This window comes from Sulfitobacter sp. M22 (assembly GCF_021736025.1).
Lineage (GTDB): Bacteria > Pseudomonadota > Alphaproteobacteria > Rhodobacterales > Rhodobacteraceae > Sulfitobacter > Sulfitobacter litoralis.
Map to the genome: position 1 here is coordinate 345,297 of NZ_WMEC01000001.1, position 15,558 is coordinate 360,854.

Below are 15,558 nucleotides of genomic sequence, written 5' to 3' on the forward strand. Positions count from 1 at the left end.
GATGTTGGCGCGATACATCCTGTCGCGCTTTCTGCCCATTCTGGTGGCGGGTTCCATCAGCGCGGTTCCTGTGTTTGCCGACGTGATAGCCCGCGCCAGTTTCGGCAACCCGACGACACGGTATGATCACGGTGTTTTGGGCGACGCGGTCGAATGGGGCAGCCTCACGTTCGTACTGACTGACGGCACCACACGGCGTGTCATCCTGCCACAATCTCTTGTATTCGAAGACACATCGCCGCGTCTTGCTGATCTGGACGGCAACGGCAGTCCCGAAGTTATCGTGGTCGAAAGCAGCCAAACCCAAGGTGCGCGGCTAGCGGTCTATGACGCATCGGGACGGGTTGCGCACACCCCCCATATCGGGCGCAAGAACCGGTGGTTGGCCCCAATCGGCGCGGCGGATTTTACGGGCGACGGACGGCTGGAAATTGCGATCGTCGTTACCCCGCACCTGTCAGGCTCCGTGCAACTGCTTTCCTACCAGAACAGCAGACTTAGCGTTATTGCGACGGCTGAGGGCTATACCAACCACCGCATTGGCGACGCGGAAATCGCAGGGGGAATCCGCACCTGCGGCCCGCAGCCCGAGCTGATCCTTGCCCAAATGCCATGGCACCGCGCATCGCCCGCACAGATGGTGGCCTTGCAGCTAAATGGCAAAGCACTCAGCCCGCATAGCTTTAGTGCACCCTTTACAGCTAAAAATGTGGCAGCCGCCCAAGCCTGCGCGCGTAACCCACGTTAGGCACAGACCAGTTTCCAAATGGTTAAAAATCCTGGGGGTCCGGGGGCTAGCCCCCGGTTAAGCCAGCGAGATGCGCCAGTAGCCCGCTGTCAGGACAGCGCGCGCCAGCCGATATCACGGCGATAGAACCCGTCTGGCCAGTCGATCGCCTCGACCATTTCATAGGCACGCGCTTGGGCCTCGGCCAAGGTGTCGCCCCGTGCGGTGACATTCAGAACCCGCCCGCCGACAGCCGTAATGGCACCGTCCTGCGTGGCTGTGCCGGCGTGAAACACCATGTTGCGGCTGTCTTCGGGTAGGGCGTCCAGCCCTTTGATAACGCTGCCCTTATCATAGTTTCCGGGGTAGCCTCGGGCGGCCATAACAACGGTGACGGCGTGATCTTCGGCCCAGTTCACGCGTGCCTCGTTTAGGCGGCCTTCGGCGGCGGCGTGCATCAGATCAAAGGCCTGCGCACCTAGGCGCATCATCAGTACCTGACATTCGGGGTCGCCGAAGCGGGCGTTATATTCTACCAATCTCGGTGCACCATCCTTGATCATCAACCCCGCGTACAGCACGCCTTGGTAGGGTGTCCCACGCTTGGCCATTTCGGCCATTGTGGGGCGGATAATTTCCGCTAGGGCGCGTTCGGCGATCTCGTCGGTCAAAACGGGTGCGGGGGAGTAGGCACCCATACCGCCCGTGTTCGGCCCAGTATCGCCGTCGCCCACACGTTTGTGGTCTTGCGCTGTGCCGATGGGCAGCACGGTGTCGCCGTCGCACAGCACGAAAAACGACGCTTCTTCGCCGTCCATGAACTCTTCGATCACCACCTCGGCTCCCGCGTCGCCGAATGTTCCATCAAACATTGTATCGACTGCGGCAAGGGCTTCGTCATCGGTTTCGGCGATGATGACGCCTTTGCCCGCTGCAAGGCCATCTGCCTTTATCACAATCGGGGCAGGGTGGTCGGCCAAATAGGCCCGCGCCGAAGCCGCGTCGGTAAAGTGGCCGTAGGCTGCGGTGGGGGCGTTTGCGGCGTCGCAGATCTCTTTTGTGAAGGCTTTGGAGGCTTCCAGCGTCGCGGCTGCTTTCGACGGTCCAAAGACCAGCACGCCTGCAGCACGCAGATCATCGCCAACGCCTGCAGCAAGAGGCGCTTCTGGCCCGATAATGACGAAATCAATATTGTTTTCATCGACAAAACCGACCACTGCCGCGCCGTCGTTGATGTCGAAAGTGGCGCAGTCTGCGATGGCGGCGATCCCGGCATTTCCCGGTGCTACGATCAGCTTGTCGCATTTAGGGTTTTGCAATACGGCCCAGGCTAGACTGTGTTCGCGCCCGCCGCTGCCCAGAATGAGGATGTTCATGGTTGCACTCCCTTGGCCTTGGTTGCTGCGCGTTCTAAGCTGGGACTGAGCCCGACACAAGATAAAGACGGAAAGACACCGCTGATGGATCTGATCGACGACCCGCGCGAGGGGGAGAACAGCCCCGAATTCACCGTAACCGAGCTTTCGGGTGCGATTAAACGCGTGATCGAGGGCGAATTTGGCCATGTGCGGATTCGCGGTGAGGTGGGCCGCGTCAGCCGCCCGCGGTCGGGGCATATCTATCTGGACCTAAAAGATGACAGTTCGGTTATTTCCGGCGTGATCTGGAAAGGGGTTTCGGCTCGCCTTGAGACCCAGCCCGAAGAGGGGATGGAGGTGATCGCCACAGGCCGCATCACCACGTTCGGCGGGCAGTCGAAGTACCAGATTGTGATCGAGGATATTAAACCGGCGGGCATGGGCGCGCTGATGGCATTGCTGGAAAAACGCAAGGCAGCGCTGGCGGCAGAGGGGCTGTTTGCGCCCGAACGCAAACGCCCGCTACCCTATCTTCCAGAGGTGATCGGGGTGGTAACGTCGCCCTCGGGTGCGGTGATCCGCGACATTTTACACCGTCTGCGCGACCGGTTTCCGCGCAAGGTGTTGATCTGGCCCGTGGCCGTACAAGGGGCGAAATGCGCCCCCGAGGTCGCCCGCGCCATTGAGGGTTTCAACGCGCTAACCCCAGGCGGGGCGTTGCCGCGTCCCGACCTCTTGATCGTGGCGCGTGGGGGCGGCTCGGTCGAGGATCTATGGGGTTTCAACGAAGAGATCGTCGCGCGGGCGGCAGCTGCGTCGGATATCCCGCTGATCTCTGCGGTCGGGCATGAAACTGATACAACGCTGATCGACTTTGTCTCTGACATGCGGGCGCCAACGCCCACGGCTGCGGCCGAGCTGGCCGTGCCCGTGCGACACGAGCTTGTCGCCTTACTGGACGGACAAGAGGCGCGGATGACCCAAGCGCTGAGCCAGGGCCTTTCTCGGCGCGATCAGCGTCTGCGCGATATGGCGCGCGCGTTGCCGCGCCCTGACAGCCTGCTTGATGGCCCGCGACAGCGGCTGGACATGCGCGGCGCACGTTTGGGGCCCGCGCTGACCGCCGGCGTTCAAAAACGCAAAGTGCGTTTATCTGATATCTCCGGTGCGCTGCGTCCAGCGACCCTGCGGCGTACCCTTCAGGCAGAGCAACGCAGGCTGGCCGCCCTGACCGAACGCTTCCGCCCCGAGGCCTTGGGGCGTGAGCAAAAGCGCCGTCTTGAGGGTTTGATCGCCCGCTTTCGTCCCGATGCGCTGGTACAGGACCGGAAGAGAAAAGAGGAAGCCTTTCAATTACTTGCTCAGCGTCTTTCAGATGCGGGGCAGCGCCAGACCCAAGGGTGGCACAAGCAGCTGGCCGGCCTTGACCGTGTGCACGAAACGCTAAGTTATAAGTCCACCCTCGCACGTGGTTATGCGGTGGTACGGGGCGACGGCGGTGTTGTGACCACCAAACAAGCGGCACAGGATGCGTCCGCGCTCGAGATCGAATTTGTCGATGGTACCCTGAAAATCGGCGGTGGTGCCGCGCCCAAAAAGGCAACTAAAAAACCGCCAGAGCAGGGCAGCCTGTTTTAAGGGATCAAACCCCCACCTTTGGCCCGAGACAGGTAAAATCCTGCCCGCTATTCTGCGCCTCGTATAATTCGGTTGTGGCGGGATCTTCTTCGAACTGCGCGATCAGGCCAGCTGCCCCTTCGCGAAAACGCCAGCACTGTGGAGTGGGACGTTCGTCATAGGTAAAGCAGATCTTGCCATCATCTTCGTACCAGCTGCCGGATTTGCATTCTCCATCCAGAAATGACCATTCGACGCGGCGGTTGTGTAGATACCGCTCCGCGCCATAGGTCTCTCCGTTCTGTGCATAAAACAGAGTTTTGCCACGAGTATAGGCATCAAACTCATCCGCTGACATCGTCGACTGCGCGGCCAGAGGGGAGGCGGATGCTAGGGCAAGTATCAGTGCAAATTGCTTCATTGCTGCAGCGTGCCAGAAACCCTACGCGTTATCTAGTCCTGATCGCTTAGAGGCTGCCACCGGGCCACTCGGATGTCCATCACCCGACGCCAAAGCGGTGGTACAAGGGCTAGAACAGCCATCACCGGCAGGGATCGCGGAAGCATAGGCATGGTGCCCGGTATCAGGTCGAGTGCTGGAAAAGCGCGCAAAGGCCGCATATGGTGGTCGGAATGGCGCGGCGCGTTCAACATCATCGCCGAGGAATACCATGCGGGCGCATTCCAGCTGTGCTGCGGTCCCACGGGTTCGGTTTTGCCATCCTCTTTGACGGTGCGACGCAGGCCATAGTGCTGCACATAGTCAGACAGCAGCAGTTGAAATTGGGCATAGGCCGCTACGGCCAGCATCGCGACGATCCCGCGCCAGCCGGCCAGCGCAAAGCTGGCGGCGAGCGTAAGTATCGCCCCCAAGATATATATGACATAGGGGTGTGTCAGCACATGCCGCTTGCCGCGCCGTTGGCGGCTATCAGCATGTAAGCCGGCCATAAACTCCCCGCGCAGAGCACGCAGGGCATAGGCATAAAATCCCTCGCGCAATCGGGCCGAATTGGGGTCGCTGTCCGTAGCTACATGGATGTGATGCACGCGCAGATGGGCAGAGACGTGATGCCCATGCAGCAGGCTGCAATAGATCGCAGTGCCGATCCGTCTGGGCCATTTCGTCGAGGCGTGGATCAGCTCATGCGCATTGGAGTTCGAGATCTGGCCAAAAAACAGACCAAGCCCGATATAGATCAGTACCTTGTCCGTCGTACTCAAAATGGGGTTTTCCGCCAGCGCCCAAACGCCAAGCGGTAGTAGGATGAAATGCACCGCTGCAAGCACCAGGCTGAGCGCGCGACCCGTATGGGCCAGGGTTGGCAGTCTGCGCGACAGCCGGTCGAGGAAGAAGACCACCACAGTGATCGAAAACAGGGCGAATAGCGGCCAGGGACCACCCCGCAGACAGGCGACGATCAAAAGTATCGCTGGGGTCAGGCTGGCAATGCTATACCAGAACATAGGGCGGCTCCGCTGGGGTAGCTATTTCATATCCACTAAATCACGCGCGAAAAAGAGCATCTGCTACCGCAGCCACCGCGTAAAGCGCTGCGGATTGGTCGCTTTTTACCTGCGCAAGCCGCTACGGCTTTGGTAGCGTGACGTCAAAGCGATACGAGAGGGCAGATCGATGGCGTTGGATGATCACGAAACGGCGGATGCAAACGCGCCGCGAAAAGGCGTCTGGAAATCCGGCAAGGGGAAGGGGCGCAGCCACCCCAAGGGGCGTCAGTTGCAAGATGGTCCATGGGAAGACGTCCGTGGCTTGCTGGGTGACAAGCCGCGTCGTTCAGACCTGCTGATTGAATATTTGCATCTTATTCAAGATAAATACGGGCATCTTTCTGCCGCGCATCTGCGGGCTTTGGCTGAAGAAATGCGCATGAGCATGGCGGAAGTTTACGAAGTCGCAACCTTTTATGCCCACTTTGACGTGGTGAAGGAGGGGGAAACACCACCGCCCGCGCTCACCATTAGGGTCTGCGATTCGCTATCATGCGAACTCGCCGGGGCGCAGGCGCTGAAGGCCGCGCTAGAGGATGGGTTGGATGCGTCAGCGGTACGCGTCCTACGCGCGCCTTGTATGGGGCGTTGCGATACCGCGCCGGGGCTGGAGATCGGGCATAACTTTGTCGACCACGCGACGTTGGACAAGGTGAAACAGGTTATCGTGGCAGGCGACACCCATGTGCATGTGCCTGACTACGAAGGCTTTGACGCCTATGCCGCCGGCGGGGGGTATGAAACGCTCAAGAAACTGCGTCGGGATGGCGATTGGGAGGCAGTCCAAGAAAGCCTATTGGAGGCCGGATTGCGCGGGCTCGGTGGTGCCGGTTTCCCATCCGGTAAGAAATGGGGTTTTGTCCGTGACAACGCTGGACCACGCTATTTGGCCGTCAACGGCGACGAAGGCGAGCCGGGCACATTCAAGGACCGTTGGTATCTGGAACGGGTACCGCATCTGTTCCTCGAAGGGATGCTGATCGCCGCTTGGGCCGTCGAGGCAGAAAAAGTGTTCTTATACATGCGGGACGAATATCCGCAGGTACTTGCGCTGCTTCGCAAGGAAATTACGGCGCTGGAGGATGCTGGGATTGTCGCTGCGGGATATATCGACCTGCGGCGTGGAGCGGGGGCTTATATCTGCGGTGAAGAATCCGCCATGATCGAAAGCATCGAAGGCAAGCGCGGGCTGCCGCGTCATCGTCCGCCCTATGTGGCGCAAGTGGGCATTTTTGGTCGCCCGACATTGGTGCACAATGTCGAAACACTGCATTGGGTCGCACGTATCTGTCGCGAAGGGCCCCAGGTGCTGAACAGCACGGAAAAAAATGGGCGCAAGGGGCTGCGAAGCTATTCAGTGTCGGGCCGCGTGGCAAAACCTGGTATGTATGAATTGCCCGCTGGCTCAACCATCACGGATGTGATCGAAGCTGCCGGTGGCATGGCCGACGGGCATCGGTTCAAGGCCTACCAACCGGGCGGCCCGTCATCGGGGCTGCTTCCCGCCTCTATGAATGACATCCCGCTCGACTTTGATACGTTGCAGCCGCATGGGTCGTTTATTGGGTCCGCCGCAGTCGTGGTGCTGTCGGACCGTGACAGTGCAAAAGGTGCTGCGTTGAATATGCTGCGCTTTTTCGAGGATGAAAGCTGCGGTCAATGCACGCCCTGTCGCGTTGGCTGCGAAAAAGCGGTGAAGCTGATGCAGGCAGATCAATGGGATAAGCCGCTACTTGAGGAATTGTCGACCGCCATGGTCGACGCGTCCATCTGCGGTCTGGGGCAGGCCGCGCCGAACCCGATCCGCATGGTTATCAAACACTTTTCCCACGAAGTTTGATCACGCAGCACGGCGGCCCGCTTGACCTCGCCAGCCAAGCAGGCCGCTAGTTCTGTACCACCAGACAGCTGCACCCCGTGGTCCGCATCCTGTCACACAGGCGCTGGGCACCGGTGCGTGTGTCGCTGCCATATTGCCCGAAAAAGAACCCCTTTCGGCGCGAAACGCGGTTTTTCTTAAATATAAAGCCCAGTCGCTTCCCCTTGATCGCGCTGCGGCAACTTGCGGTTTGGGCGTTGGCCTTGTCGCGCGCACGCGCTTTGCTGGTCCCGAACGACACCTGAACTCCCCAGGGTTTGATCGCCGGAGCAGGGGGCGTGACCCTAAGCGCGGTGACGCGGCGGTTACGTGCCATCTCGTAGCAGGCAGGCAAGAACGGTTGGGTTTTGGACAATCGGAAGTCGGGGGTCTTAGGCGGGCCGTCGCGCCATTGCTCTGCCGTCAGGCCGGTGATGATCGGAACATAGGCGATGGTTTCGGGCGCGAGCCCCTTGCCTTCCAGAAACCCTTCGGCGCGCCGCTCGCCACCGTTATAGCCGATCGCGGCCAGACCTTCGTTGCCGTATTTCTGTTTCATTTCAGAGAGGTATTGTGCCGAATGCTCTAGCGCATCGGCGGGGTTATACGGGTCTTTCAGCCCCCGCAGTGCCGCGGTTGAAGGGATGAATTGCGCGATCCCACGCGCATTGGCGTGGCTCAGCGCGTTTTGATCAAACCGACTTTCCTGCCAGATCAACCGCGCAAAAAAGCCGCTGTCCAGCTGATGCCGATCCGAAAAAACCTTGATCGCGTTGCAGGTGTCATACACAAAATGCGCAGGCCGAATGCAATGGGCGTGGCCCCATTTGGTGCTGGAGCAGTACCGCCGATCCGGTTCGGCCTGTGCCGTTCCCGCCACCACTATCATACAGAGCATCCATAAAAATCGCATAGGGACTTGGTGTGCGACATGCTCTGCGCTGTCAATTGCTGTTGTCGCCCTTCCATCCTGTCTATTGAGCCTATAGATCATGGAAAACGCCTGACAATCCGGAGAGCGCGCTTGGCCTTTTTTCAAAAGCTGAAATCCAAAATGTTCAAATCCTCGTCCAAGATTGACGAGGGGCTTGAGGCGATTATCGAAGACGGCGGGGCCACGGATACACCCGAAACCATCGACGAAGTTCCTGTGGATCAGGTGATGGACGCCCCCGAAGCCGCTGCCGAGGCCCTGCCCGAAGCGGTAGATGATGAGCCCGCACCCTTGCCTGCGGATGAAGAAGACACGCCTGCGTCCGTGCCGCTGCGCGAGACGATGACCCCAGTGGCCCCCGATCTGGAGCCAGCGCTGCAACAGCCGGCACCGGTTAAGCCAGGCCTGATGGGCCGGTTGATGGGTCGCAGTGCCGCAGCCCCCGTGGTGCGGCGCGTGCTGGACGACGAAATGCTGGAGCAGCTGGAAGAGCTGCTGATTTCGACAGACATGGGTGTGGATACCGCGTTGCGCGTCACCGCGAACATGGCCGAGGGCCGGTTCGGCAAGCGGCTTTCTGTCGACGAGATCAAACGCTTGCTGGCGACAGAGGTCGCGCGGATCATGGACCCGATCGCGAAACCTTTGCCGATTTATGCCAAGACGCCGCAGGTTGTGCTGGTGGTGGGCGTGAACGGTTCTGGCAAAACGACCACAATTGGCAAGCTTGCGAGTCAGTTCAAGGCTGCAGGCAAGAACGTGGTCATCGCAGCGGGTGATACGTTTCGGGCCGCCGCGGTCGAACAGTTGCAGGTCTGGGGTGAACGCGCCGATGTGCCTGTGCTGACGGCGGCGCAGGGCTCCGATCCGGCAAGTCTAGCGTTTGATGCGATGACACAGGCCGAACGTACCGGGGCGGACCTGCTGCTGATCGATACGGCCGGGCGGCTGCAAAATCGTGGCGACCTGATGGAGGAACTGGCCAAGATCGTGCGCGTGATCCGCAAGAAAGACCCAAGCGCGCCGCATAACACGCTGTTGGTGTTGGACGCGACGACGGGACAGAATGCCTTGAACCAAGTCAAGGTTTTTCAAGAGATTTCAGACGTTTCCGGTCTGGTCATGACCAAGCTTGACGGCACCGCTAAGGGCGGCGTTCTGGTGGCACTTGCAGATAAGTTCGGGTTGCCGATCCACGCGATTGGTGTGGGCGAGCAGATTGACGACCTGCAGCCTTTTGATCCGCAAGAATTTGCAGATGCTTTGTTGGGGTTGGACCCGCAGTGACGCACCATAAAGGGTCGGCAAAATGACCGAATGGATCACCCAGATCGAAGGCACCGAAGCGGGCCACCAAGCAGCGCTTTGGTTGGCGTTGGCCGCGGCGCTTTTGCATGCGGTGTTTGGCGCATTGCAAAAAGGGCGGCATGACCCGTGGCTGACCCGCGGCGCGATCGACTTTTCCTATTGCCTAATGGCAGCGCCATTCGCGCTTTTTGTCGTGCCCTGGCCCGAGCCGCATATGTGGGTCATTTTTGCCGGCGCATGGGCAATTCACATTGTTTACAAGCTGTTGCAGGCTTGGGCCTATACCAAAGGGGCTTATACTGTCGTTTATCCGGTGGTGCGGGGGACGGGGCCTTTGTTCACGGTCATTGGTGCCTATCTGATTTTCGAAGAGAGCTTTACCGGCGTACAGTGGTTGGGTGTTGGCGTGCTCGTCGCGGGGATCTTTGGGCTGGCGCTTTACAACTTTGTGTACCTCGTGTCCGAACGCGATACGCTGAATGCGGCCTTGGGGCTTGCTGTTCTAACAGGGCTGTTTGTCGCGCTGTACACGACCTTTGACGCATACGGCATCCGCGCGACAGGGGATCCGTTTACCTTTCTGGCGTGGTTTTTCATGATCGACGGTCTGGTGATGCCCGTGATCGCCGCCCGACGCTGGCTGCGCATGGACGACCGTCCCGACCTTGGTCCGCTGATGACCCGCGGCGTTGCGGGGGGCTTTGTCGCGTTCTTCAGCTTTGGGTCGATCATGCTGGCAACGCGCCTGGACAAAGTGGGCGAGGCCGCAGTGCTGCGCGAAACGTCGACCGTGTTTGCGGCGCTGATCGGCTGGTTGGTGCTGAAAGAAACCGTAGGCCCGCGCCGCATTGCCCTAATGGCGCTGATCGCGCTTGGGGCGGTGATCGTGGAAATGGGCGGATAACTGGAGAGCAAGATGAGCACGACACGCGAGATTAACCCCTTTGTCAAATCGGCGCTGGAATACGGGCCGGTGCTGATATTCTTTGTCGCCTATCTGCGCTTCAAGGACGAAACGTTCACCCTTTGGGGGACCGACTACAGCGGCTTTATTGTTGTCACGGCGGCCTTTGTACCGCTGTTGATCCTGGCGACGGGGGCGCTTTGGGCGCTGACGGGCAAGATCAGCCGGATGCAGGTCACCACAGTTATTTTGGTGACGCTGTTTGGCGGGCTCTCGGTCTGGCTGAACGACGAACGGTTCTTTAAGATGAAACCTACTGCGATCTACCTTCTGTTCGCGGTGCTGCTGGCGATCGGCTTGGCGCGCGGGCAATCGTATTTGAAATACGTGATGGAAGAGATGATGCCCCTGAACGACGCTGGCTGGATGATCCTGACCAAACGGCTGATGCTCTGTTTCTTTGGTCTGGCGCTCGCGAACGAGCTGATCTGGCGTTTCACCAGCACCGAGACATGGGTTTATTTCAAAACCTTCGGGCTGACGGCAGCGGTGTTTGTGTTTTTCATGACGCAAGGGCGGTTGTTTCAGACCTATGGTCTTGAGAAGGACGAAAGCTGAAGAGGGGGCCAACCCCCGCTGCCCCAAGTGGGGCAGCACCCCCGGGATTTTTTGCCATTTGGAAGGCGACTGCCAAGGGATCTTGCTGTTGTAGTTGACGGGAGCGGGCGAGGGGCGTAGCAGATGGCATGTGGCGATTTGATACCGGATTGCGGGCCACGGGCAGAGGAATCTGCCAAATTCCGCTAAAAGGTCAGGATGAAAGCCCCCTTTCGCTTGACCGCGTCTGGGGTTTTTTTACGCCTGCTGCGCAGCAGGTCAGGAAGGATAAAAGCATGAGCGACAATTGGAAACCACGGACCAAGGCTGTGCACAGTGGCACGCGCCGCAGCCAGTATAACGAAGTCTCTGAGGCAGTGTTCCTGACCCAAGGGTTCGTCTATGAGAGCGCCGAGCAGGCCGAGGCGCGGTTCCAGTCGCTGGGTGACGACGAATTCATCTATGCACGCTACGGCAACCCGACCGTGCGCATGTTCGAAGACCGTATTTCCGACCTGTTGGGATATGAGGATTGTTTCGCCTGTACCTCTGGTATGGCTGCGGTCAGCGGTGCGCTAACGTCGCTTTTGAAGGCAGGTGATCATGTGGTCGCTGCACGGGCGCTCTTTGGGTCGTGCCTGTATGTGCTTGAGGATATCTTGGCGCGTTTCGGGGTCGAGGTCACCTTGATTGACGGTACGGATAATGCTGCATGGGATGCCGCTATCCGCCCTGACACGACCATGGTTTTCTTCGAGAGCATTTCGAACCCCACGTTGGAAGTCGTCGATATGCGCCATGTGGTGAAGGCGGCGCATGCCGTAGGCGCGCTGGTGCTGGTGGATGACGCGATGGCGACGCCGGTGTTTTCCTATGCCAAGGAATGTGGCGCGGATATCGCGATCATCTCGACCACGAAACATGTAGACGGGCAGGGGCGTATGCTGGGCGGCGCAATCTGCGGTCCCAAAGAGCTGATCCGCGGCCCCGTCGAGGCTTATATGAAGCATACCGGTGGCGCGATGAATCCGTTCACCGCCTGGACACATCTTAAGGCGCTTGAAACGATCGACCTGCGGGTGCGGGCCCAAGCCGACGCCGCTTGGAAGATCGCTGACGCGTTGAACGGACACCCCAAACTCAGCGCGGTGCGCTATCCAACCCATGCCAGCCATCCGCAGCACGCGCTGGCTATGTCTCATGCGCCGTCAGCGGGTACTGTTTTCGCGGTAGAGGTCAAAGGTGGCAAGGAGGCTTGTTTTGCCTTTCTTAACGCGCTCGAAATCATCACCATTTCGAACAACTTTGCTGATGCAAAATCCATCGCGACCCATCCGGCGACGACAACACACCAGCGCCTGCCAGACGACCAGAAAACAACCCTAGGGATTACACCGGGTCTTGTGCGCTTGTCAGCGGGGCTTGAGGACGTGGATGATCTGATCGCCGACATCCGTCAGGCTTTGGACACATTGAAGTGATGCAGCAGGGGCTTTACCCGTTCCGTTGGACGGAACATTGGTAAAGCCCCCGTTTTCGCTTATATAGGGGATATCTTGCGAAAGGGCCCTGCCATGAATATCGCCGCGACAGTGATACCGGACCGTGATGACGCGGTTGCAGCACTTGATACGTTGCGGGCCTGGGCGCGCAAGGCCGATGCGATCGAGATAGAAGCGCTAGATCCGTCGCTCGCCAAATTGTTGCAGAACGTCGAAAGCTATCCGCAATTCAACCGAGACTATCCCGGTGATTTTGCGGTCGGCGATAATTATAAAGCGACGTTGCCGGATTTGCAGAACGGCCCGTCCAGTCTGATCCGCGGTGCGAAACAGCAAATCCAGCATGTTGGGATTTCAAATTTTCGCCTGCCAATGCGGTTCCACACACGTGACGGCGGCGATCTGACACTCGAGACCTCGGTCACCGGGTCGGTCAGTCTGGAGGCGGATAAAAAGGGCATCAACATGTCCCGCATTATGCGCAGTTTCTACAAGCACGCGGATGAGGTGTTCAGCTTTGAGGTGATGGAAGCCGCGCTGGACGACTATAAATCCGACCTCGAGAGCTATGACGCGCGTATCCAAATGCGGTTCTCCTTTCCGGTAAAAATCGGAAGCTTGCGGTCCGGTCTTTCGGGATATCAGTATTACGACATCGCGCTGGAACTGGTCGAGGCAGGCGGCGCGCGCAAGAAGATCATTCACCTTGATTACGTCTATTCCTCGACCTGCCCGTGTTCGCTGGAACTGTCCGAACATGCGCGTGCCACGCGGGGGCAGCTGGCCACGCCGCACTCGCAACGATCGGTTGCGCGTATTTCCGTTGAAGTGAATTGCAATGAAACCTGCCTGTGGTTCGAAGACCTGATCGACCTCGCGCGTCGTGCTGTTCCCACAGAGACGCAAGTGATGGTGAAACGTGAGGATGAACAGGCCTTTGCCGAGCTGAATGCAGCCAATCCGATTTTTGTCGAAGACGCAGCGCGGCTGTTTTGTGAACAGCTACAGGCTGAACCTCGGGTGGGCGATTTTCGCGTCGTGGCCAGCCATCAAGAAAGCCTGCACAGTCATGACGCCATTTCGATGCTCACGCAGGGGGAAACCTTCGCCGCGCAGAGCATTGATCCAAAACTGTTCAGCACGCTGTTCCACGTCGGCTGAGTCTGCGCCACATCGTCCGATGCTACGCTCCCTTTTGTAGGGCTATTTTGCCGATATTCTCACATTGCGCGGTTTATGCGCAGCTGCTCGCCGTGTTTGCGCGAAACATGGGCGCAGTCATGCTGCGATGCGGCATGTTCGGGATGCTGCTATGCAGAAACGTCGGTTCTCATCCCCCACTGCTTCGCTATATTGAGAGGCAGAACAAGGTAACCGGCAGAAATGCCAAGGTAAATCGAGAGTTTAGTATGGCTTATAACAACACAATTTCGCACAGCAATGTCCCGACCATCAAAGCGCCTTTCGCCGTCATTGGCGGATTTTTCGCAGCGATCTGGACGGGGTTGGTCAATATGGGCGCAAACTCGGGTCGCATGCGCCAGGTTACGTTCCTGCAATCGAAAACGGACGAAGAGCTGTCGGCAATGGGCATCAAGCGTGATGAAATCGTGCACCATGTCTTCCGCGATACATTCTACGTCTGAACGTCTTTCAGTTTGATTTTGAACGGCCCGAGTGTGACTTGCTCGGGTCGTTTTGCGTTTTACGATAGGGCGTGTCCTTGACACCGACGCGCCACCGCGCCAACGCTGCGCAGATGTTGGATTTGCGCCCTGTTGGATACGTCATCGGCCTGTTGGTGTCGGTGCTTGGCATTGCGATGATCGTGCCGATGTTGGTCGATATTGCCGAAGGGCGCGGCCACTGGCCCGTCTTCGTAGAGGCGGGTCTAATCACGATGCTGGGCGGCAGTATGATCGCGCTGGCCTGCGCCAATGGCGTCAAGGAAGGGCTGACTATCCAGCAGACCTTTTTGCTGACCACAGCGGTCTGGTTGATGCTGCCGCTGTTCGGCGCACTGCCGTTTATGCTGGGCGCGACCGAAGCACGTTTCGTCGATGCTGTCTTCGAGGCCATGTCGGGCATGACCACCACCGGATCGACGGTATTTACCGGATTGGATGATCTGCCCAAAGGGTTGCTGCTGTGGCGTGCAATTCTGCAGTGGCTCGGCGGGATTGGTATCATTGTTGTCGCGATGGTTTTCCTGCCCGAGCTGCGGGTTGGTGGTATGCAGATTTTCAAATCCGAAGCCTTTGACACCTTTGGTAAAATTTTGCCACGCGCCGGTCAGATCGCCAGCCAGATTTCGGTCATCTATGTATGGCTTACTTTTGCCTGTGCCCTGACGTATTTAACCTTGGGGATGAACGTCTTTGACGCCACGGTTCATGCGCTCACAACCGTGTCCACGGGCGGGTTTTCGAACTATGACGCGTCTTTTGGGACATTCGCTGGCAATGCGGAATACGCGGCGTCGATCTTCATGGTGCTCGCGGCGTTACCGTTCGTGCGCTATGTGCAATTGTTGAACGGCAACCCGCTGGCGCTCCACCGTGATCCGCAGGTGCGGGGGTTCTTGATGACGATTGCTGTCTTGGTCGGGCTGATCTTTATCTCGATCCAGTCCGTGTTTCCGCAGCACTGGGAGCAATCCCTGCGCGAAGCATTGTTCAACATCACGTCGATCATTTCGGGCACAGGGTTTGCGTCGGTCGATTATATGACCTGGGGCTCGTTTCCCGTTGCGCTGTTCTTTTTCACCGGCTTGATCGGGGGTTGCGCGGGGTCGACGGCCTGTTCGATCAAGATCTTCCGATATCAGTTGTTGTTCGCGTCAATCCGCGCCCAGTTGCAGCGCATCCGCTCGCCCCACGGCATCTTTACCCCGCGCTATGATGGCCGCCCTATCAGTGGCGATGTCATGATTTCGGTCATGTCTTTCTTTATGTTCTTCACGCTGACGCTGGGGCTGGTTGCCGTGGCGCTGAGCATGACCGGACTGGATTTTGTGACCTCGGTATCGGGGGCGGGGGCCGCGTTGGGGAACATCGGGCCGGGTTTGGGCGACATTATCGGCCCCGCTGGCAATTTTAGCACGCTAAACGATACGGCCAAGTGGATCCTTACGGCCGCGATGCTGGTCGGACGGCTGGAACTTATGGCGGTCTACGTTATTCTGACATTCAAATTTTGGAGAGCATAATGAGCGATACACAAACCCGTCCCTTGGGGGCCCAGA

The 15,558-nt window shown here is 58.7% G+C and carries 14 protein-coding genes; 10 read left to right on the forward strand and 4 right to left on the reverse strand.

The genetic code is table 11. The features are described 5' to 3' along the window. Position 1: 1 nt before the first annotated feature. Entirely contained in the window at positions 2-748 is a 747-nt protein-coding gene (locus GLP52_RS01780; RefSeq protein ID WP_237273341.1) for an FG-GAP repeat domain-containing protein, read from the forward strand. A gap of 89 nt (positions 749-837) precedes the next feature. Here the strand turns inward: GLP52_RS01780 and purD are convergent, their stop codons facing one another. Then, entirely contained in the window at positions 838-2,103 is a 1,266-nt protein-coding gene (gene purD, locus GLP52_RS01785) for a phosphoribosylamine--glycine ligase (protein WP_237271416.1), read from the reverse strand. Between the two features lie 84 nt (positions 2,104-2,187). On the opposite strand from purD, the gene xseA reads away from it, so the two are divergent. Further along, entirely contained in the window at positions 2,188-3,723 is a 1,536-nt protein-coding gene (xseA, locus tag GLP52_RS01790; protein WP_093732482.1) for an exodeoxyribonuclease VII large subunit, read from the forward strand. A gap of 4 nt (positions 3,724-3,727) precedes the next feature. Here xseA and GLP52_RS01795 read toward each other — a convergent pair whose 3' ends face one another. Both GLP52_RS01795 and GLP52_RS01800 read right to left on the reverse strand, forming a co-directional pair. Further along, a complete protein-coding gene (locus GLP52_RS01795) occupies positions 3,728-4,123 on the reverse strand; it encodes a hypothetical protein (protein WP_093732483.1) in 396 nt (131 codons plus the stop codon). 32 nt (positions 4,124-4,155) lie between these two features. Beyond that, entirely contained in the window at positions 4,156-5,169 is a 1,014-nt protein-coding gene (locus GLP52_RS01800) for an alkane 1-monooxygenase (protein WP_093732484.1), read from the reverse strand. A gap of 169 nt (positions 5,170-5,338) precedes the next feature. Between GLP52_RS01800 and GLP52_RS01805 the strand changes: the two genes are divergently transcribed. Beyond that, on the forward strand, positions 5,339-7,051 hold the full coding sequence (locus GLP52_RS01805) for an NAD(P)H-dependent oxidoreductase subunit E (RefSeq protein ID WP_093732485.1): 1,713 nt from the start codon (positions 5,339-5,341) through the stop codon (positions 7,049-7,051). Positions 7,052-7,097: 46 nt separating this feature from the next. Here the strand turns inward: GLP52_RS01805 and GLP52_RS01810 are convergent, their stop codons facing one another. Then, on the reverse strand, positions 7,098-7,982 hold the full coding sequence (locus GLP52_RS01810; protein ID WP_237273342.1) for a lytic transglycosylase domain-containing protein: 885 nt from the start codon (positions 7,980-7,982) through the stop codon (positions 7,098-7,100). Positions 7,983-8,093: 111 nt separating this feature from the next. Here GLP52_RS01810 and ftsY point away from each other — a divergent pair, with 111 nt between their 5' ends. The 7 genes from ftsY (at position 8,094) to GLP52_RS01845 (ending at position 15,522) form a co-directional block, all read left to right on the forward strand. Then, a complete protein-coding gene (gene ftsY, locus GLP52_RS01815) occupies positions 8,094-9,290 on the forward strand; it encodes a signal recognition particle-docking protein FtsY (RefSeq protein ID WP_237271418.1) in 1,197 nt (398 codons plus the stop codon). A 22-nt stretch (positions 9,291-9,312) separates the two neighbouring features. Further along, positions 9,313-10,215 (forward strand): DMT family transporter, encoded by a 903-nt coding sequence (locus GLP52_RS01820; RefSeq protein ID WP_093732488.1) that lies wholly within the window; start codon positions 9,313-9,315, stop codon positions 10,213-10,215. Positions 10,216-10,227: 12 nt separating this feature from the next. Next, positions 10,228-10,833, forward strand: a complete 606-nt coding sequence (locus GLP52_RS01825) for an inner membrane-spanning protein YciB (protein ID WP_093732489.1) — start codon at positions 10,228-10,230, stop codon at positions 10,831-10,833. A 275-nt stretch (positions 10,834-11,108) separates the two neighbouring features. Next, positions 11,109-12,293, forward strand: coding sequence for an aminotransferase class V-fold PLP-dependent enzyme (locus tag GLP52_RS01830; RefSeq protein WP_237271419.1), 1,185 nt, complete (start codon positions 11,109-11,111; stop codon positions 12,291-12,293). Positions 12,294-12,386: 93 nt separating this feature from the next. Beyond that, positions 12,387-13,475, forward strand: a complete 1,089-nt coding sequence (gene folE2, locus GLP52_RS01835; protein WP_093732491.1) for a GTP cyclohydrolase FolE2 — start codon at positions 12,387-12,389, stop codon at positions 13,473-13,475. Positions 13,476-13,723: 248 nt separating this feature from the next. Then, entirely contained in the window at positions 13,724-13,960 is a 237-nt protein-coding gene (locus GLP52_RS01840) for a hypothetical protein (RefSeq protein WP_093732492.1), read from the forward strand. 113 nt (positions 13,961-14,073) lie between these two features. After that, the gene (locus GLP52_RS01845) at positions 14,074-15,522 is read left to right on the forward strand and encodes a TrkH family potassium uptake protein (protein ID WP_208596027.1); all 1,449 of its coding nucleotides are present in this window, start codon (positions 14,074-14,076) and stop codon (positions 15,520-15,522) included. Positions 15,523-15,558 lie beyond the last annotated feature (36 nt).

Excerpts from the sequence above, each read along its gene's own strand:
- purD (WP_237271416.1), bottom strand. The coding sequence starts at position 2,103 with ATGAACATCCTCATTCTGGGCAGCGGCGGGCGCGAACACAGTCTAGCC.
- GLP52_RS01810 (WP_237273342.1), bottom strand. The coding sequence starts at position 7,982 with ATGCGATTTTTATGGATGCTCTGTATGATAGTGGTGGCGGGAACGGCA.
- folE2 (WP_093732491.1), top strand. The coding sequence starts at position 12,387 with ATGAATATCGCCGCGACAGTGATACCGGACCGTGATGACGCGGTTGCA.
- GLP52_RS01800 (WP_093732484.1), bottom strand. The coding sequence starts at position 5,169 with ATGTTCTGGTATAGCATTGCCAGCCTGACCCCAGCGATACTTTTGATC.
- GLP52_RS01795 (WP_093732483.1), bottom strand. The coding sequence starts at position 4,123 with ATGAAGCAATTTGCACTGATACTTGCCCTAGCATCCGCCTCCCCTCTG.
- GLP52_RS01845 (WP_208596027.1), top strand. The coding sequence starts at position 14,074 with ATGTTGGATTTGCGCCCTGTTGGATACGTCATCGGCCTGTTGGTGTCG.
- GLP52_RS01830 (WP_237271419.1), top strand. The coding sequence starts at position 11,109 with ATGAGCGACAATTGGAAACCACGGACCAAGGCTGTGCACAGTGGCACG.
- GLP52_RS01780 (WP_237273341.1), top strand. The coding sequence starts at position 2 with ATGTTGGCGCGATACATCCTGTCGCGCTTTCTGCCCATTCTGGTGGCG.
- GLP52_RS01840 (WP_093732492.1), top strand. The coding sequence starts at position 13,724 with ATGGCTTATAACAACACAATTTCGCACAGCAATGTCCCGACCATCAAA.
- GLP52_RS01825 (WP_093732489.1), top strand. The coding sequence starts at position 10,228 with ATGAGCACGACACGCGAGATTAACCCCTTTGTCAAATCGGCGCTGGAA.
- GLP52_RS01805 (WP_093732485.1), top strand. The coding sequence starts at position 5,339 with ATGGCGTTGGATGATCACGAAACGGCGGATGCAAACGCGCCGCGAAAA.
- GLP52_RS01820 (WP_093732488.1), top strand. The coding sequence starts at position 9,313 with ATGACCGAATGGATCACCCAGATCGAAGGCACCGAAGCGGGCCACCAA.
- xseA (WP_093732482.1), top strand. The coding sequence starts at position 2,188 with ATGGATCTGATCGACGACCCGCGCGAGGGGGAGAACAGCCCCGAATTC.